The sequence below is a fragment of the Wolbachia endosymbiont of Nasonia giraulti genome (assembly GCF_048054155.1).
In the GTDB taxonomy this organism is placed as follows: domain Bacteria; phylum Pseudomonadota; class Alphaproteobacteria; order Rickettsiales; family Anaplasmataceae; genus Wolbachia; species Wolbachia pipientis_C.
In genome coordinates, this window is sequence record NZ_JAFEVH010000002.1 from 53949 (window position 1) to 71016 (window position 17068).

14 protein-coding genes, 1 tRNA gene and 1 pseudogene are annotated in these 17068 nt (G+C 34.4%); 9 read left to right on the plus strand and 7 right to left on the minus strand.

Features of this window, described 5'->3' with window-relative positions:
* Nucleotides 1–45 precede the first annotated feature (45 nt).
* From JR312_RS00655 to rpmE, 3 genes are all read right to left on the minus strand, one after another.
* Nucleotides 46–2127 carry an HAD family hydrolase gene (locus JR312_RS00655; protein ID WP_416647471.1) on the minus strand — a complete coding sequence of 694 codons (2082 nt, stop codon included), beginning with the start codon at nt 2125–2127 and terminating at the stop codon, nt 46–48.
* A 91-nt stretch (nt 2128–2218) separates the two neighbouring features.
* Nucleotides 2219–3004: an NAD kinase gene (locus JR312_RS00660; RefSeq protein ID WP_264331300.1), complete on the minus strand. Its 786-nt coding sequence runs from the start codon at nt 3002–3004 to the stop codon at nt 2219–2221.
* 22 nt (nt 3005–3026) lie between these two features.
* A complete protein-coding gene (gene rpmE / locus JR312_RS00665; protein WP_006013575.1) occupies nt 3027–3239 on the minus strand; it encodes a 50S ribosomal protein L31 in 213 nt (70 codons plus the stop codon).
* A gap of 125 nt (nt 3240–3364) precedes the next feature.
* On the opposite strand from rpmE, the gene fabD reads away from it, so the two are divergent.
* Nucleotides 3365–4345, plus strand: coding sequence for an ACP S-malonyltransferase (fabD, locus tag JR312_RS00670; protein WP_416647477.1), 981 nt, complete (start codon nt 3365–3367; stop codon nt 4343–4345).
* 449 nt (nt 4346–4794) lie between these two features.
* Here fabD and gpmI read toward each other — a convergent pair whose 3' ends face one another.
* Nucleotides 4795–6291 (minus strand): 2,3-bisphosphoglycerate-independent phosphoglycerate mutase, encoded by a 1497-nt coding sequence (gpmI, locus tag JR312_RS00675; RefSeq protein ID WP_264331299.1) that lies wholly within the window; start codon nt 6289–6291, stop codon nt 4795–4797.
* 196 nt (nt 6292–6487) lie between these two features.
* Here gpmI and JR312_RS00680 point away from each other — a divergent pair, with 196 nt between their 5' ends.
* Nucleotides 6488–7222, plus strand: a complete 735-nt coding sequence (locus JR312_RS00680) for a leucine-rich repeat domain-containing protein (protein WP_264331298.1) — start codon at nt 6488–6490, stop codon at nt 7220–7222.
* A gap of 86 nt (nt 7223–7308) precedes the next feature.
* Here JR312_RS00680 and JR312_RS00685 read toward each other — a convergent pair.
* Both JR312_RS00685 and alaS read right to left on the minus strand, forming a co-directional pair.
* Nucleotides 7309–7380: transfer RNA gene (locus JR312_RS00685), tRNA-Asn, on the minus strand.
* Between the two features lie 211 nt (nt 7381–7591).
* Complete coding sequence (alaS, locus tag JR312_RS00690; RefSeq protein ID WP_416647472.1) at nt 7592–10165, minus strand: alanine--tRNA ligase; 2574 nt, start codon at nt 10163–10165, stop codon at nt 7592–7594.
* A 218-nt stretch (nt 10166–10383) separates the two neighbouring features.
* On the opposite strand from alaS, the gene JR312_RS00695 reads away from it, so the two are divergent.
* From JR312_RS00695 to fmt, 6 genes are all read left to right on the plus strand, one after another.
* Nucleotides 10384–11340, plus strand: coding sequence for a hypothetical protein (locus JR312_RS00695; protein ID WP_416647473.1), 957 nt, complete (start codon nt 10384–10386; stop codon nt 11338–11340).
* Nucleotides 11341–11628: 288 nt separating this feature from the next.
* Entirely contained in the window at nt 11629–12393 is a 765-nt protein-coding gene (locus tag JR312_RS00700) for a hypothetical protein (protein ID WP_416647474.1), read from the plus strand.
* A gap of 211 nt (nt 12394–12604) precedes the next feature.
* Complete coding sequence (locus JR312_RS00705; RefSeq protein ID WP_019236701.1) at nt 12605–13048, plus strand: PAS domain-containing protein; 444 nt, start codon at nt 12605–12607, stop codon at nt 13046–13048.
* Between the two features lie 98 nt (nt 13049–13146).
* On the plus strand, nt 13147–13353 hold the full coding sequence (gene rpmI / locus JR312_RS00710) for a 50S ribosomal protein L35 (RefSeq protein WP_006013548.1): 207 nt from the start codon (nt 13147–13149) through the stop codon (nt 13351–13353).
* A gap of 21 nt (nt 13354–13374) precedes the next feature.
* Nucleotides 13375–13740, plus strand: coding sequence for a 50S ribosomal protein L20 (rplT, locus tag JR312_RS00715; protein WP_264331293.1), 366 nt, complete (start codon nt 13375–13377; stop codon nt 13738–13740).
* A gap of 19 nt (nt 13741–13759) precedes the next feature.
* The gene (fmt, locus tag JR312_RS00720; RefSeq protein WP_211908448.1) at nt 13760–14659 is read left to right on the plus strand and encodes a methionyl-tRNA formyltransferase; all 900 of its coding nucleotides are present in this window, start codon (nt 13760–13762) and stop codon (nt 14657–14659) included.
* Between the two features lie 87 nt (nt 14660–14746).
* Here fmt and JR312_RS00725 read toward each other — a convergent pair.
* Nucleotides 14747–14902, minus strand: a pseudogene (locus JR312_RS00725) (WPE palindromic element domain-containing protein); the annotation flags it as partial.
* A 127-nt stretch (nt 14903–15029) separates the two neighbouring features.
* Here JR312_RS00725 and purH point away from each other — a divergent pair.
* On the plus strand, nt 15030–16550 hold the full coding sequence (gene purH, locus JR312_RS00730) for a bifunctional phosphoribosylaminoimidazolecarboxamide formyltransferase/IMP cyclohydrolase (RefSeq protein WP_006013536.1): 1521 nt from the start codon (nt 15030–15032) through the stop codon (nt 16548–16550).
* The last annotated feature ends 518 nt before the right edge of the window (nt 16551–17068 follow it).

Here is a 17068-nt window from a genome sequence, read left to right on the forward strand (position 1 = left end):
GCAAGTATAAAAATTCCAATCAATGGACATTGTAGGAGATTTATTTCATCCACCTATACTATAGATAGCATCCTTATAATTGTGAGATTGAACTACAACCTGCTCAAGCGTTAAACTGCTGCGTTTAGCGTCTTTGCTATGATTTTCTCCAAGAACGTTTGTTCTTTCTCGTTTTATTTCCTCAATGAATTTCCCATTAACATTTTTAGGATCAATCGTTTCTTCAGAATATACAAGATTAGTGCAATTTGTTTTTCTATAGTAATGCACGCCAAGATACACAGCTAATAATGCAACTATACCTAAGCCTGTAAGTGGTAATAATTTTATGTGATTGGTCAAAGGATTCTGGTAAAATTTTTGTATATTATTAACACCACCTTCCATATACAGCAATAAAGGGAGCGCTATATTTGCAGCAACTACACCAGTTAATAATGCAGTAAATAGTGGCCTATTATTAATTACAGACTCTATTTTATTAGTTTTACTGATTACTTTCTCATCAATATTGACGAAGCCTTTTTTAGATTCCCAAGCATTGAGTACAAAATTTGAATGAGTGCCATTGCTATATTCCAGCCTTACAGACTTTATAACTTTACCTTCTGGCTGGTTCATCAAAACATTATCTAAAACTTCATCTGCATTTTTTACTTGAGTTTGATATTCTTTGGTATTTACAAACTGTTTTATTCCAAGCAGCATTGGGCTAATTGCGAGCAATGAAGCAACTGCAATGATCGGTACGACGGTATAGAGCGGACTGTTTGTAAAGAACGTAATAAATTTTGCTTTATCTTGTAAATACGCTAAAGCTGTAGATGTGCCAAGCACGATAGTGGCCGCACCAAAAATTACAACGCCTTTCTGCTCCATAGCATACTGCGCTTTGGGCCAGAATCTGTTTTTTTGCAGTTTAAACTCCCTATCTGTAGGCGAAGACTCTTGAGAACTACTTCTGCTCGTGTATGATGGCGGAGAAGTTGAAGGTGTATCGCTATGCTGACTGAGATTTTCAAAAGGTTTTTTTTCACTTTCATTCCTATTACAAGGTTCATTAAATTCCGTTTCTTGTGAAACTGATCTGCTTAGAGTTGGATGTTGACTATCTGTTTGATTATCAGGAGTTTTTTTACTTTTATCTATAACTGCATAAGCAGGTTTTTCTGGTTTACTGTCAGCTGATCCGCTACTAGACGATCTTTCTAAAGATGGTGTTGTTGACATGATAACATCAGTTGAATCATCTGTCATCCAAACTCCTACTTCATCTAAATAATCACCATCCGCTGCTTTGTCTGTTGTTTGTTCACCAGATACGTTAATCCCTTTAAATGTGATATTTTCTAATTCTGCTTCACTGATATCAACTTCTGCTATTTCTTGATCTATATTTTCTAAGAGACTATTCATATCTTTTTCTAGTAATTCCTTTATGTTTCTACAAAAGTCATCAACAGGATTAGTGTTCCGCATATTACCATCAACTAACATTGCTTTTTGTGGTAACATACCTTTATCTTTCTTATATGCTTTTAAAAGATATAAAACACATAGATGTTTTCCAATTTGTGGATCTTGAGGCTCAGTTGTTTTTGCTGGATCTGCAATTCGTGAGGTTTGACGCTTAGTTACTCCTTCAAATATTTTGATACTTTGTGCCTGATCTTCTGCTAAGCCTAAATGATTTTTTACTACATACTCTACTGCTTTGGGGTATGTAGTTGATACAACGGCAACTTCTACTCCGCTTGAAAGTGCAGATTGTAATACAGACTTTAACTTTTCTTTATTTTTAATTCCTGAGTTTTGTAAAAATTCTTTTATTTTTTCGTCAGTTACTGCATTTTCTTTGCCAGAACCATAATCACTATAATTTTTGGATGCAAATTGATTGCAAATGGGACTCTCGACAATTGTTTGATTAAAATCAAATATTAATAGTGCGCTATTGCTTGCAGGTATATTTGAGATAATTTTCTCTACTTTTTCAGGTGGTAATGTATTTTTGCCATTTTGTTTTGGAGTACTTGTTCTGGGAGTTGGTATTGGTGAAGTTGCTGCACCATTTTCATTCACTGCTGTATGAGAAAGCAGTGTGACGTTTTGTTCATTCCCAGGCATATTTGCTCCAAAATTAATTACAATGTTACATTAATTACTCTGTATTTACTAAGATATGGTAAATACTAATTTAAAGATAAATATGAAGAATTTAGTATAAAAATTGCTTATCAAAAATCCTCTCGTCTAATGAGCAATCTTTATCAAAAAGCAGAGTGACTGTGTTTTCGTGATCTTTCTGCATTTTTATCTGCGATATATCAGGAAATTCCTTGTAATCTGATACTACAAGTGCTGGACGATTTTCCACGTCGTTGATATCAATTTGCACTATTGTATCATTTGAGATTAGAGCTCCATTCCAACGCCTTGGGTAGTAACTATTTATGGAAGTAAGTGCAAATAAATTTGAATTAAGTGGTAATATTGGCCCACCGGCAGAGAAGTTATATGCAGTGCTGCCTGTGGGAGTAGACAATATAATTCCATCTCCTCTGAATTTTTCTACTTTTAGCTTATCATTAATGGTAATATTCATCTCCACTATTTGATTTGCATTTCTAAAGACATACACTTCATTTACTGCGATGTAACGGTGTTTTTTGCCACTTATGTCTGTGGCTTCCATTTTTAGTAAAGTTAGCTGAGTAGGAACTGCATGTTCTATATGATCAATTAGATCTTCAAAGCATTTATTCATTAAAAACCCGACATTACCGGTATTTATTCCATACACATGTGTATCTTTATTTCCTATGACGTAGTCGTGCAGGGTGCGTAGCATAAAACCATCACCACCAACAACTATCAGCAAATCAACTTCAGACTTACTTTCTTCTGTTATATTGATAAAATTGAGTTTCTGTAGTAGTTTAGATACTTCCTGAGACTTGGGTAGCAAAGAAGCAATATAGCCTACATTTTTATATTTATACATGTTAAATTAAAGAGGGAAGGAACTAAAAAAGACTCCCGTATTTATCATTAAACTTAGCTATTTTACTATCCTTCTCCCCTGAACCGCTTGTCAAACTTCCAGTCCATGCAGGATGAGTAAGAGGATCTCTATCAAGCTTTATTCTTTGACCTTCTTTTCCATAAGTGGAATAAGTTTCAAACTCTTGACCATCTGTCATAACTATAGTAACTTTGTGATAATCGATTTCTGCCATTGTTCTTACAAATTTCTTACCAGCTAAGATTTTAGTGAATCTGGTTCATTTGGTCAATCATTATTGTGAAATATTGACAAAAAATAAATAAAGTAGTATTCTCAATGAAGAATGAAAAATTTTTTATGATTTTTGCTTTTCCTGGTCAGGGCTCCCAATTTGTAGGAATGGGAAAGAGCTTATATGATGAATTTTCAGTTGCAAGGAACGTATTTGATGAAGTAGATGACATATTGGGTAGAAAGCTGTCTCATTTGATTTTCAATGGCCCTATTGAGAAATTAACCATCACGGAAAACGCTCAGCCAGCTATAATGGCAGTGTCAATTGCAACGCTACGTGTTATGAAGCACGTATTTGGTGAATCTCTTTACAGCGTTCAGTATGTTTGTGGGCATTCAGTTGGCGAGTACGCAGCGCTATGTGCTGCAGGAGCATTGACGCTTGAGTCTGCAGTCAAGTTGCTAAAAGTTCGTAGCGAAGCAATGCATGAAGCTTCACTAAAATGCAAAGGTGGAATGTTTGCTCTACTTGGAGCAGAAATAAGTGAAGTAGAAGGTATATTAAAATCAGCTCAAATTGATTGTGAAATTGCAAACGATAATGGTGGTGGACAGGTAGTGGTGAGTGGTACTGCAGAGGCTCTTGAGGTCTTACCTGATTTATTCAAAAACTCAAGTGTCAAGAAAATGATAAAATTACAAGTTAGTGGGTCTTTTCATTCATCTTTTATGAAACCTGCTGATGAAAAACTTCTGGAATTTTTAAAAAGCATCAACATAACTCGCCCTTCGATTCCTTTTGTATCAAACGTTACAGCTAAGGAAGAAAGTGATCCAGAGATCATAAGAGCTTTGCTCGCTAAGCAAGTCATAAGCAGAGTGAGGTGGAGAGAAATGATTTTACATATGACAAGCCGTGGCACTAATAAATTCGTTGAAATTGGGCCTAATAAAGTTCTATCCAATTTAGTTAAAAGAATTGATAAATCCATCAGTACAAAAAGCATAGTTAGTATTAGTGATATTAATAGCTTCTTTGATGAATCATTAGTACTAACAGCGAAAAATTTAAAAGTTGGGTTAAATTCAAGCACGTCTATTTGATGTCATTCAAATAGCTGACGCACAACTGTACGAACATTATCTGTAGGAAGATGTCATTCCAGTGCTTGACACTGGTTTTTCATAATCATCAAAACGTTGTATTTAACATAAAGCAGCTACTTTTATACTCGTAAATTTAATAAAATTCCTGGATCCCAGTGTCAAGCACTGGGATGACACCGAATAGGCTACTTGGATAATACCGAAAGAGCTACTGGAACGACAAGGTGCTACTGAATTACACCTCTGGGCACTGCCGTCATAAATCTGCTACTTTTTAGATGAACAAAGATGATCAGCGCGTGACGCTGGAGTCCAGGAATCAAGAAGCCAGTGTCAAGCACTGAGATGACACCGAATGGGCTACCTAAACGACAAGGGGCTGTTTGAATAGCACCCTTCCGGTGTCTCAAACTACAACAGTTGTGAATAGAGAGTAATACGAAAAATTATACAATCAACGAACTACCTGTCATTTCATTTGGCTTTTTGAGTCCAAGTAGCTGTAAAATAGTGGGGGCAATATCAGATAATTTTCCATCTCTTAGTTTTAGATTATTACAAGATACAATGAATGGAACTTTATTTAGAGTGTGTGCTGTGTGAGGCGTGTTATTTTCTTCATCGAACATACATTCTACATTGCCATGGTCTGCTGTAATAATGAGTGCGGTGTTACCAACTTGTTCAGCAGTACTCAGCACTCTTGCAAGGCAATCATCTACAGCGAGTACTGCTTGCTCAGCCGCTTTTATATTACCTGTGTGTCCTACCATATCAGGGTTAGCATAGTTTACAACTATCAGCGCAAATTCTTGAGAATGAATTTTTTTTACAAGCTCTTCTGTGAGCTCAAAGGCTGACATTTCAGGCTGCAAATCATAAGTTTTAACTTTTGGTGAAGGAATTAGTATTCTTTCTTCACCGGAAAAAGGTTCTTCTCTTCCGCAATTAAAAAAGAAAGTCACATGCGCGTATTTCTCAGTTTCAGCAATGCGCAGTTGCCGTAATTTATTGTCTTCTATTATCTGTCCCAAAGTGTTGGCAAAAGATTCAGGAGGAAAGAGATAAGGGATTTTTAAATCCGCTTTGTATTGCATCATACTTAGAATTGAAGAAAATTTTGCTACCTTAGCGTAATCTGTTTTGCCTAGCAAAATACTTGCCAATTGTATCATTCGATCAGCACGAAAGTTAGCCAGTAGTAGTCCATCTTCTGGTTTTATACCTTGATAATCACCTATTACTGCGGGCCTGATAAATTCATCGGTTATATTATTTTGATAATTTTCATCAATGAGCGATACTGCATCATCATAACGAGGCGCCTTTGCAAATGCGATGGCTTCATAAGCTTCAATTGTTCTTTCCCACCTATTATCACGGTCCATAGCATAATAACGCCCAGAGATAGTGGAGATTCTTATATCATTTTCCTTTATGCTTTCTGTAAATTCTTGAATGCATCTTTTCCCTGAATTTGGCAGTGTGTCTCTGCCATCTAAAAATGCGTGTATTACAACTTTAATTCCGCGCTGTGATATCTTGTTTGCTAAAGCTGAAATGTGCTTTTGATGCGAATGAACACCGCCATCTGATATCAATCCCATTATATGGCATATGCCATTCTTACTTTTTAGATCATTAATAAAATTCTGTAGATTTGCATTATTTTCTATCGTTTCGATTTCTTGATTAATACGCTGAAGGCTTTGCATTACCACTCTACCACTGCCAATATTCATATGGCCAACTTCTGAATTGCCTATTTGGCCTTCTGGTAATCCAACATCAGTTCCACAGGCAGATAAACTGCACTTTGGATAATTAGAGTTAATATGTTGCCAACAAGGGAGATTTGCATTGCTAATAGCGTTGTATTTACTATTTTCTATTCCATTGCCCCAGCCATCTAGTATACATAAAACGACTGATTTAAAGTTCATATAAAAATTAACATCGAAAACCCCCGATGATACCAAAAATAAACTCTTCTCACAACTTTTGTGTTAAAGTAGGAGATAGAAAAAGCTGCGTAGAGGCAATGGTATATGAGTTTTTTCATAAAATATTTTATTAAAGTGATTGACAGTTGCTGAAGTGTTTACTAAAACACTTGCATAGCTTTAATAGTGAGGTCAAATGAGTTATAGCCAATATGTAAAGGATAATACTTTAGCAACATCAGGTGCTATGATTAATGTTGATAGATTAGTAAACTTTTTAAAAAGCAATACAAACATTACAAGACTTATTTTACGATGTTCAAAAATTAATTATGAGGTTATAAAAGAATTAGCTCAGCTTTCTCATCTTACTTCACTTGATCTAAGTTGCAGTTATGTTGGTACAGAAGGTGCAAAGATTTTAGCAAGCGGGAATCTTATAAATCTTACTTCGCTTGATTTAGGAGGAAACGAAATTGGTGATGAAGGTGTAGAGGCTTTAGCAAGTGGAAATCTTACAAGTCTTACTGAGCTTAAATTATATGATAATAAAATTGGCGATAGGGGGGCAAAAGCTTTAGCGAGTGGAAATCTCACAAATCTTACGTTGCTTAGTTTAGGATGGAATGAAATCAGTGACAAAGGTGCAGAGGCTTTAGCGAGTGGGAATCTTATAAATCTTATTACACTTAAAGTATATGATAACAGCATTAATTACAGAGGTTCACAGACTTTGGCGAGTGGAAATTTGGTGCGTCTTACTTCAATTATTTTTAATTATTGTTATATTGATAGCACGTTCCCTAAAAATGTCCTGCCTTCACTGCAAAGTAAGTGTAATAAAAGAAAAATAGGGGAAGAATCAGGTAGTAAGCTAAGTGAGGTACAGGCATCTTTGCATTTTGAAAGTAAAGGTTTTAAAGCTATATAACTCCACAGTTTTGTCTGTTTAAGAGACAGAGAAAAGTTAGTGAATTCTGGGCTAAAAATGAAATGTGCAGATTGTATAAAACAATGCTCCCCGGGCCGGATTCGAACCAGCGACCAATTGGTTAACAGCCAACTGCTCTACCACTGAGCTACCGAGGAATAAACTGTTTTTAACTTATCATATTGAACGTAGATTGTAAATGATTTTTATGTAGACTTTAAACCTAGATATCATTCCAGAGCATGGAGCTGTAATCCAGTTCTTATTACCTGATATGCTCATTTGACAGTTAAGTCTTCTCTACCCCTATTTGCATAATACCTTGACGATTCCGTTCACGGTTAAAAGATACCGAGGTAGTAGGGTGTATTAGTTTTTGCAAAATGTTATTTTGCTATGGATTGCTGTAATGGCATCATCTATTTTATTGTTATCACAGCCTGTTTGGGCAAGTTCGGCATTTCCACCGCAATCCCTTCTGGTTACAGTAGATACTAGCTCTTTTGCATTGATCTTATTAGTTAAATCTTTACTTACTTTGACAATCAAAACTGTTTTATCCTTTTCTGTTACCATGAAGGCTATTACAGTTTTCGGTTTTTGTTGCTGTAGAGCAAATTCCCTTATTATACTTCCTGGAACGTTATTGAAAGTGTGGCTTACGAAATTTATTCCATTTATTTCGGTACTTTTTACAGCTTCTGCACTGATAAGCTTTTTATAAAGATTTTTTATTTTGACTTCAAATTCTTTGCGCTCCTGGCTTAAAATACTGAGTCGACTTATTATTTCATTTACTGGTGCTTTTACGCATTCTGCAACTTTTTTTAAGCTAATTTCGTTATTGCGTACATAATTAATTGCTTCTTGACCGGTTAAAGCTTCAATTCTTCTTACTCGAGATGCAATGGAACATTCTGCTGCTATCTTAAACAAACCAATTTCTCCGGTACGCTCCACGTGTGTACCACCACATAATTCTTTTGAATCTCCAATTTTTACAACCCTAACATTATCACCATATTTTTCACCAAATAAGGCCATCGCTCCTTCGTCTATTGCCTCATCCATACCTTGAACTTTTGTGGACGTAGAAAGATTTTCTCTGATTAGAGAGTTTACTATATCTTCTACTGAAGACAGCTGATCCTGAGTGACTGGCTTATTGTGACTAAAGTCAAATCTTAGTCTATTTGGTGCGACTAGAGAACCTTTTTGAGTAACGTGATCACCTAAGATTTTTCTGAGTGCAAAGTGTAGAAGATGTGTAGCTGAATGATTTCTTCTTAAGTCTTGTCTTCTTTTTTTGTTAATACTAGCTGTAACTGTGTTACCTTTACAAATTGAGCCGACGCACCTGTGCAAATACAAGTCATTAATCTTGTTGGTATTTTCGACTGTTACCATACTTCCATCAGACTGTATAAGATTTCCAATATCTCCCACTTGTCCACCTGACTCTCCATAAAAAGGTGTTTTATCAAGTATAATAGTTATCTTTTCTCCTTCTTTTGCAGAATCAATTACTTCATTTTTAGAGGAAATTATTGCGAGTACTGTTGCATCCTTTACTTCATCACGTTCATAACCAACAAATTCCGTTTTGCCAAACTGATCGATTAAATTAAACCATACTTGTTCAACAGACTTTTCACCAGATCCAGTCCAATTAGCACGTGCTCTTTCTTTTTGCTCTTTCATTGCATTATCAAAACCTTTTTGGTCAAAATTTATTTTCCTTTCTTTCAAAATATCAAGTGTGATATCCAAAGGAAATCCATAAGTGTCATATAGTTTGAATGCTGATTCTCCAGATAGAGTGTCACCTGATTTTAAATCTGTAGTGAATTTGTCCAAGAGATTAATGCCTTTCATTAAAGTGTCTTTAAAGTTTTCTTCCTCTGATTTTAACGTTGTTTCTATTAAGCTTTTAGCTCTGATTAGCTCTGGATAAGCATCTCCCATGTAAGCCAAACTTGTGCCATCTATGAGTGCAGGAAAAACAAGGTTCAATAGAGAATCATTATATCCAAGTAGATGGATATAACGTACTGCTCTCCTGATCAATCTGCGTAGTACATAATTTCTTCCTTCATTTCCAGGAAGTACTCCTTCTGCGATGAGAAATGCAGCTGCACGAAGGTGATCTGCAATAATCTTATGAGCTACTTTATTTTCCGTATTTCCACAGTACTCTTGCGATTTACTTACCAGAGCAGAAAATAGGTCAATATCATAGTTATCATGAACGTTCTGCATAACAGCTGCTATTCTTTCAAGGCCCATTCCGGTATCGATGCATTTTTTTGGTAATTTTTGTAAATTACCTTCTTCATCTTTATTAAATTCCATGAACACCAGGTTCCAAATTTCAACAATTCTGTCGTCTTCATGCAAATCCTGATTTGCATGATCGTAAAAGATTTCAGAACATGGGCCACATGGACCAGTATTGCCCATGCTCCAAAAGTTATCATCTGTTGTAATTCTTATGATTTTATCATCTGAAAAGCCACTTATCTTACGCCAAATTTCATATGCTTCATCATCAGTGTGGTAAACAGTTATGGATAGTCTGTTTTTATCAAGAGACAATTCTTCAGTAATAAATTTCCACGCAAATTCTATCGCAGTTTCTTTAAAGTAATCACCAAAGCTAAAATTTCCGAGCATTTCAAAAAATGTGTGATGCCGAGATGTATAGCCAACATTTTCAAGATCATTGTGTTTACCACCTGCTCTGAGACACTTTTGACTTGAGACGGCACGTTTCATTTCAGTTTTTTGCGTGCCGGTAAAGATGTTTTTGAACTGTACCATACCAGCATTTGTAAACATGAGTGTTGGATCGTTCTCTGGAATCAAAGGAGAAGAAGGAACTTGCTCATGATTATTATTTACAAAAAATTTTATAAATCTTTCTCTAATTTCGTTTAGCTTCATCGTTTTTACTGAGGTTATCTATGCATAATAAGTTGTAACAGAAGTAAAATCAATTTATCAATCTAAATATTAATATATATATTACTTAGTATAATAAAAGTAACTTTTACATAAAAATTTTAATAAAAAGATATAGGTTTAAATATTTTATCCACTAACATAGAGAAGTATTTGTTAATTCAAATAATACTTTTATTAATTAATTTAAGGAGTGTGAAATGCCAAAAAAATTCCAAAACACTAAGAATAGCATGCGAAAGAGAGAAACAACAAATAAGCAGGAGATGGATGGTCCAACAATTAGAATTGTATCTGACTTGGAAAGTATAAAACAAAACAGAAGGGTAGAATTTTTAATTAAAGGAGAGAATTTAACAGTAAAAGACCTCTCTATATCTTCTAGAGCAGCTGAGATAGGCTTGGTTACAGGAATAGTAAATTCAATAGACATTCCTCAAGCAATTCGTGAATCGACAATAGATAGAATTATTTTAGGTCTTAAGAGTGGAGAAATAGAAAAAGGTAAAGAATATAGTTATAGAGAATTTAAGAAAATATATCTACAAAACCTTGTAGATGAATTGGGTAAGGATAGTTCAAAAAAGCTAAAAGAAAGAACTGATGAAAATAGCCAATTGAGAGGATCTACTACTGAAGAAATTGATTATCAGATGAAGGAAGGTGTAACTATCGAATCAGCTTCTTTAACAAAACAAGAATTCGATTTTGCATCAAGCAAAGTAACTACTAAAGAGATTAATGACGTAATAAATGAAATAGAAGAGTCAAACGCTAGTTATGGAATTACACCTGAAGGTATAAGTAGTGTTTCCCGTTTTGATAGTAATTCACAAGAAGTATTAGATCATTCTATATTTAATAGCACAGATGTGGAAGGGCCTAAATTACCCGAAATAAATGGAGGACAGTATATAGGAATAGCAGGGATTGCTGGTGGTATATTGGGTGGAGTGCTAGCAGTAGCTTTTGCAGGATTAGGATACTTTGTATGGCATAGAAAAAATAGGGAAGGTAGCTACGATGTTGAAAAAGCTATGAAAAACCTTCCTGAACAAACTCAACTTGAGCATTCCGGATCTACATCAGAAATAGAATCTTTGCTCAGCAATGCTACATCGGTAGCACATCTATCTTCTCAGATTAGTGTTGAGTAAAATTCCAGAGTTTGATGGCACAACAGTGCCATCAACTTAGCGCTTACAGCACTTATATGCTCTGGGACCAAAGGAGAAGAAATTTTCCTGTCTTACACAAAATTTATAATTCTTTCTCTAATTTTATATCATTTTTACTAAGGTATAATAAATTGCAATGAGAAATTCAGATATTAATATATGTATTATTTAGTATAATAAAAATATAAAAATCTTAGTGAAAAGATGTGGACTTAAATAATTTATCTTTTATACATAAGGAAATATTGGTCAGCTTGGGGGTCATATATGTCAAGAAGATTTAAAAATACTGTAGGAAAAAAAAGATCAATCAATAGGGAAAAAAGGAATAGATGGATTAGTATTGAATCAGAATTGCGAGATGTAGAACAAAACAGAACAATATATTTTCTATTGGGAGGAGGTGATTTAAAACTTAAGTATGTATGTATGCTTGACGATACATCTTATCGTATTCTTGTTGCTGAAGGAGAAATAGTGCATGCAGAAAATCCAAAAGTGATGATTGATGATATTGTTTCTGACCTCAAGAGTGGAAGAATACGAAGTTATAAAAGATATAATGCCAAAGAGTTTTATGAAAAGTATCTCAAAGAGTTTTTGAGTAATGAGAATTTGCAAAAGCTGGAAGCTGTTGATATTGAAAGTACAACAACAGAACTACCAAACTTAAAACAAGTAATGGAAGAAATGAAAAAATCAAACGCTAGTAATGGAATTACAATTCAAAATATAGGAAATGTTAAAAATACGACAAATATTTTGGGTAATCCTATGATTCATGATAGGAACTTGAGAAGATTTAAATTATTGGAAACATCTCGATCAAATAAGGAAAATATGGGAGTGTTAACAGTAGATATGTTAGCAATGGGAGTAGTCTTGTTAGCAGCTATCGCAGCAGCTGTACCATTTAAATGTTGGTTTTATAATAGAAAAAATAAAAGCCATAGTAGTTCTAAGGAAGAAACTTCATCTAGTAATTTATTAAGTGCAATAACCTTAGAAAGTAGAGGTAATAGTATTATTTAGTCAAAATATTGCAAAAATAGAATTTTTTTGTTATTTTTTTACAGTTTCCTCATTTAATAATTTTTATGCTCTAATTATTATACTTAATTTATCATTACCTGTTGTGTAAACAGGATGAGAATTTTCAATAATCTACATCCTTTAGTAAGAAAAAATCAATACATTCACGATAAATTTACCTCATATCTGTGTTTTATATGTGGAATTTCGAATGGAAAATTATGCAGGCAAAGAAAGAAGAATAGTGAATATAGTTACTCAACATTGGAGTGATATAAAAGGATCAGATAGAGAATGGCCAGAAAGACATGAAATAGACACTGCAGAAATCATGGAGTCATGGCAGCATTGTTTTATCATTGAAGTTAAAGATCGAGGTTATATTTGTGAAAATGCAGGAGAAAAAGCTATTGAATTCTATGGTTTTGAAAAAAAGATGTACATCGATGATAAGTATGCAATTGATGCACCATTTTTGCGGTTATATAAAATAGATGCAGTTATTGATAAACTTGAGACTGTAATAGAGAGTAAATGCTCAATTAACGAAGAGGAAGAAAGTGAAAGTGTTAAAATAAGGCAAGTATTGCTACCAATTGGGAATGAAGAAGGTATAACACATATACTGGGTGTGATTACATTCAAGCTGCTTTAAAATACAATTTTAATTTGATTCTTTAATAAAATTATCTATACTCATACTTAATTACTAATAAAGAACTAAATAGTGGTGTTTGTAAATTTGTTTAGAATATGACGAAAATAAAATTAAAAACCAAATCTTCTGTCAAAAAGCGCTTTCACCTTACAGCTAAGGGTAAAGTCATCTCTACTCAGTCAGGTAAGAGACATGGCATGGTAAAGAGAAGTAAATCTAATATTCGTAATCAACGCGGTACAACGATTCTCAATAAATCTGACTCGCGTATAGTTAAACTTTATATGCCTTATGGTATTTAATAAAATGGAGGTAAGATAAAAATGGCTCGGATAAAGCGTGGAGTCGCTACTCATGCTCGTCATAAAAAGGTATTAAAATTAGCAAAGGGTTATAGAGGACGGGCAAAGAATTGTTATAGAATTGCATTACAAAGGGTTGAAAAAGCACTACAGTATGCTTATAGAGACAGAAGAAATCGCAAGCGTGATTTTCGTGGTTTGTGGATAATACGTATTAATGCAGCGGCAAGAGAACATGGACTTACTTATGGTAGGTTTATGCATGGTCTTAAACTTGTTGGAGTTGATTTGAATAGAAAAATTCTTGCTGAGATGGCTGTTAATCATAAGGATGATTTTGCTAAATTAATAGAAACTGTAAATAGTAAGTTAGCAGAAAATTCCTAAAGCAAACACACCTGAAAACATGAGAATTATTTTCATGGGGTCACCGGGGTTTGCTGTTGGTGCGTTAAACTTACTATTGAAATTACAGAGTGAAATAGTAGCAGTATATACCAAAGCTCCAAAACCTTCTGGACGTGGGCAGAGGTTAACAAAATCGCCAGTACACATCGTTGCTGAAAAAAGTGACATAGAGGTATGTACTCCTACCTCTTTAAAATCTTCGATAGAGCAAGAAAAGTTTGGAAATTTTAAGCCAGACGTTGCAGTTGTTGCTGCGTATGGATTGATACTTCCAAAAGAAATTTTAAATATTCCCAAATATGGTTGTATTAATATTCATCCATCATTGCTGCCTAGGTGGCGCGGTGCAGCTCCGATACAGCACACAATTTTAGCCGGAGATCAAGAAACCGGAGTTAGCATTATGCAGCTAGATGAAGGATTAGATTCTGGCCCTATTTTAAAACAGAAAAAATTTCTTATTGAAAAAAGCGATAATTATAAGACGTTGTATGATAAATTGTCTGAATTAGGTAGTGATTTACTGCTGAAAGTACTAAACGAAATTGAAAAGCAAGTTCCCTTAAAACAGAGCGATAACGATGCGTGCTATGCTGACAAAGTAAAAGACTATAAAATTTACGCAAGTGACGCCTGTGAAATTGCTTATAGAAAGGTTAAAGCATTTTATCCAAAAGCATTCATTAAGGTAGAGAATAAACGTATCAAGATACTTGATGCTGAATTTGAAGCCTTCACTTCAGGACAAGGTGAAATCATTAATGATAATATGCATATAAGTTTAAAAGGTGGTACTTTAATTCCTAAAGTTGTACAAATGGAAGGAAGAAATCCTTGCGATATTAAAGATTTTGTTCGTGGCTTAAAATCAAGTTTAACAAAAAAATTTATAGAATAGACTACTTTGAAGGGAGGGTGAGAAGAGCTAAAGCAACTTCTACAATTTGGTATTCCGCTGCTTGTTAGCGGAATCTACAACAAGATAACGCGTTTTGGTGTACGAACATTGCAATTTGCAGGTAATTTGAGTAGTAGATGGTGTCATTCCAGTGCTTGACACTGGAATCCAGTTTCTATTGTACAGCCACCTGGTGTGTTCATTTAAAGTGAAGTTTTCTGGATCCCAGTGTCTGGGCACTGGGATGACATCTTTCTTGGTCTCTTGTATCACAATGTTCGTACAGTTGTGGATAACGTGGCGGTATGACGTAGTAGCTATATATAGACAAATTTTCTTTTCTTAGATATAATCTTAAGAAACCTTCCATATGAAAATTAAAAGAGCTTTAATATCAGTATACGATAAGACAAATATAATTGAACTTGCATCGTTTTTGATGCAGCAACAAATAGAAATTCTCTCAACAGGGAATACTTATAAAGTGCTATCAGGTGCGGGAATAAAAACGCAAGAAGTTTCAGATTACACACAATTTCCAGAAATACTAGATGGCAGAGTGAAAACTTTACATCCTAAAATTCATGGAGGAATACTCTGTGATCGAAAAAGGCACGAAAAGGAAATGCAGAATCTAGAAATTAAGCCGATAGATCTGCTTATAACTAACTTATATCCATTTTGGAAAACGGTTAATAGCAACTCAAGTGAGAAGCAAATCATAGAACAAATAGATATAGGTGGAGTAGCATTAATTAGAGCTACAGCAAAAAACTTTCATTTCACTTCAGTGATTTCTAGCATTCAAGATTACGAAACACTGAAAGCTGAGATGATCAAAAATAACAATCAGACAACATTAGAATATAGAAAACATCTAGCAACTAAAGCATTTGCTCTGACTGCACAGTATGATTCTAATATTTACAATTGGTTTTTATCACAGGGTAAAAGCAATGAGTTACCAGAGTTTTTTACTTTATATGGATGTAAAGCACAAGGACTCAGGTATGGTGAAAATCCTCATCAAAAAGCTGCATTTTATAGCAATCAATTTAGCAAGTATCCACTGGAGAAAATACATGGAAAAGAGTTGAGCTATAATAATATAGTCGACATAGAGTCTGCACTTAACATAATTTCTGAGTTTCAAGAACCTGCAGCAGTGATAATAAAGCACAATAATCCATGTGGCGCTGCTGTTAGTGATAGTGCTTTAAAAGCATATGAAAAAGCTCTATCATGTGATGAAATAAGCAGTTTTGGTGGAATAGTTGCTTTCAATCGGGAGATAGATTTAAAGCTAGCAGAGAAATTAAACGAGATATTTTTGGAAGTGGTGATAGCACCATCGGTAAACAATGAGGCGCTAAAAATTTTACAAAAAAAGAAAAATTTAAGAGTGATTATTCATCAATCTCTTCAGCAAAATGCAAAATATCAAATCAAAAATGTTGTTGGCGGGTTCTTAGTGCAAGAAAATAATAACCATACAGTAAAAGTAGAAGAAATAAACCGAGTGACAGAATGCACTACAACAAAAAAAGAGAAGGAAGATCTTATTTTTGCTTGGAAAATATGTAAACATGTGAAATCCAACGCAATAGTGATAGCAAAAGACGGTTGTGCTATTGGCATCGGTGCAGGACAAACAAGCAGAATAGATAGTGTGAATATTGCAGTAAAAAAAGCAGGTGAAAAATGTAAAGGCGCAGCGCTTGCTTCAGATGCATTTTTTCCATTTCCAGATAGTATAGTAGAGAGTGCAAAGCATGGAATTACAGCTATAATTCAGCCAGGTGGCTCATTGAAAGATCAAGACGTGATAGCAGCTGCAAATGAGAATAAAATTGCCATGTTTTTCACTGATGTTCGTAACTTTCTCCATTAAGCTTTGTATCCTGTCAAAATTATACCCACACAGGGCTTTGTTGCATAGCAGCTTATAGGTTTGAAAATTGTAGTAAATTGATGTAGTTACTTTAAACTCAACTATACCTATCTGTAATTGTAAGCTGTACTCTTGAGCTCCTGATGCGATTTATAGCAAATCCTAAAAGCCTTGCTGTTTTTCCTTATAGACATTCAGCTTACCTTGTATATTAGTCTATCTGGATGACATTTTACTTTTTCTAGAATATAATAATTCCCTAGAAATTACCCTACTCAATTCTATTGTACCTTGTTTAACATTGAAACATGAGTCTGGAATCTAGAAATTTTTTAAGAACAAAAGTTATTCTAAGTTTTTGTTGGTAAGAAAGACTGGATTCCAGTGGGCTTTGTTGCATAGCTCAGATAAAAAGAACTGGAAGTTACTGACGAAATTCACTATAAAACAGGCATTTAACCTACGAAAGAAAAATATGCCAACTAAAATGAAGGTCAGTAACTGCCATGGATATAACA

Excerpts from the sequence above, each read along its gene's own strand:
- JR312_RS00655 (WP_416647471.1), bottom strand. The coding sequence starts at position 2,127 with ATGCCTGGGAATGAACAAAACGTCACACTGCTTTCTCATACAGCAGTG.
- JR312_RS00660 (WP_264331300.1), bottom strand. The coding sequence starts at position 3,004 with ATGTATAAATATAAAAATGTAGGCTATATTGCTTCTTTGCTACCCAAG.
- rpmE (WP_006013575.1), bottom strand. The coding sequence starts at position 3,239 with ATGGCAGAAATCGATTATCACAAAGTTACTATAGTTATGACAGATGGT.
- fabD (WP_416647477.1), top strand. The coding sequence starts at position 3,365 with ATGATTTTTGCTTTTCCTGGTCAGGGCTCCCAATTTGTAGGAATGGGA.
- gpmI (WP_264331299.1), bottom strand. The coding sequence starts at position 6,291 with ATGAACTTTAAATCAGTCGTTTTATGTATACTAGATGGCTGGGGCAAT.
- JR312_RS00680 (WP_264331298.1), top strand. The coding sequence starts at position 6,488 with ATGAGTTATAGCCAATATGTAAAGGATAATACTTTAGCAACATCAGGT.
- alaS (WP_416647472.1), bottom strand. The coding sequence starts at position 10,165 with ATGAAGCTAAACGAAATTAGAGAAAGATTTATAAAATTTTTTGTAAAT.
- JR312_RS00695 (WP_416647473.1), top strand. The coding sequence starts at position 10,384 with ATGCCAAAAAAATTCCAAAACACTAAGAATAGCATGCGAAAGAGAGAA.
- JR312_RS00700 (WP_416647474.1), top strand. The coding sequence starts at position 11,629 with ATGTCAAGAAGATTTAAAAATACTGTAGGAAAAAAAAGATCAATCAAT.
- JR312_RS00705 (WP_019236701.1), top strand. The coding sequence starts at position 12,605 with ATGGAAAATTATGCAGGCAAAGAAAGAAGAATAGTGAATATAGTTACT.
- rpmI (WP_006013548.1), top strand. The coding sequence starts at position 13,147 with ATGACGAAAATAAAATTAAAAACCAAATCTTCTGTCAAAAAGCGCTTT.
- rplT (WP_264331293.1), top strand. The coding sequence starts at position 13,375 with ATGGCTCGGATAAAGCGTGGAGTCGCTACTCATGCTCGTCATAAAAAG.
- fmt (WP_211908448.1), top strand. The coding sequence starts at position 13,760 with ATGAGAATTATTTTCATGGGGTCACCGGGGTTTGCTGTTGGTGCGTTA.
- purH (WP_006013536.1), top strand. The coding sequence starts at position 15,030 with ATGAAAATTAAAAGAGCTTTAATATCAGTATACGATAAGACAAATATA.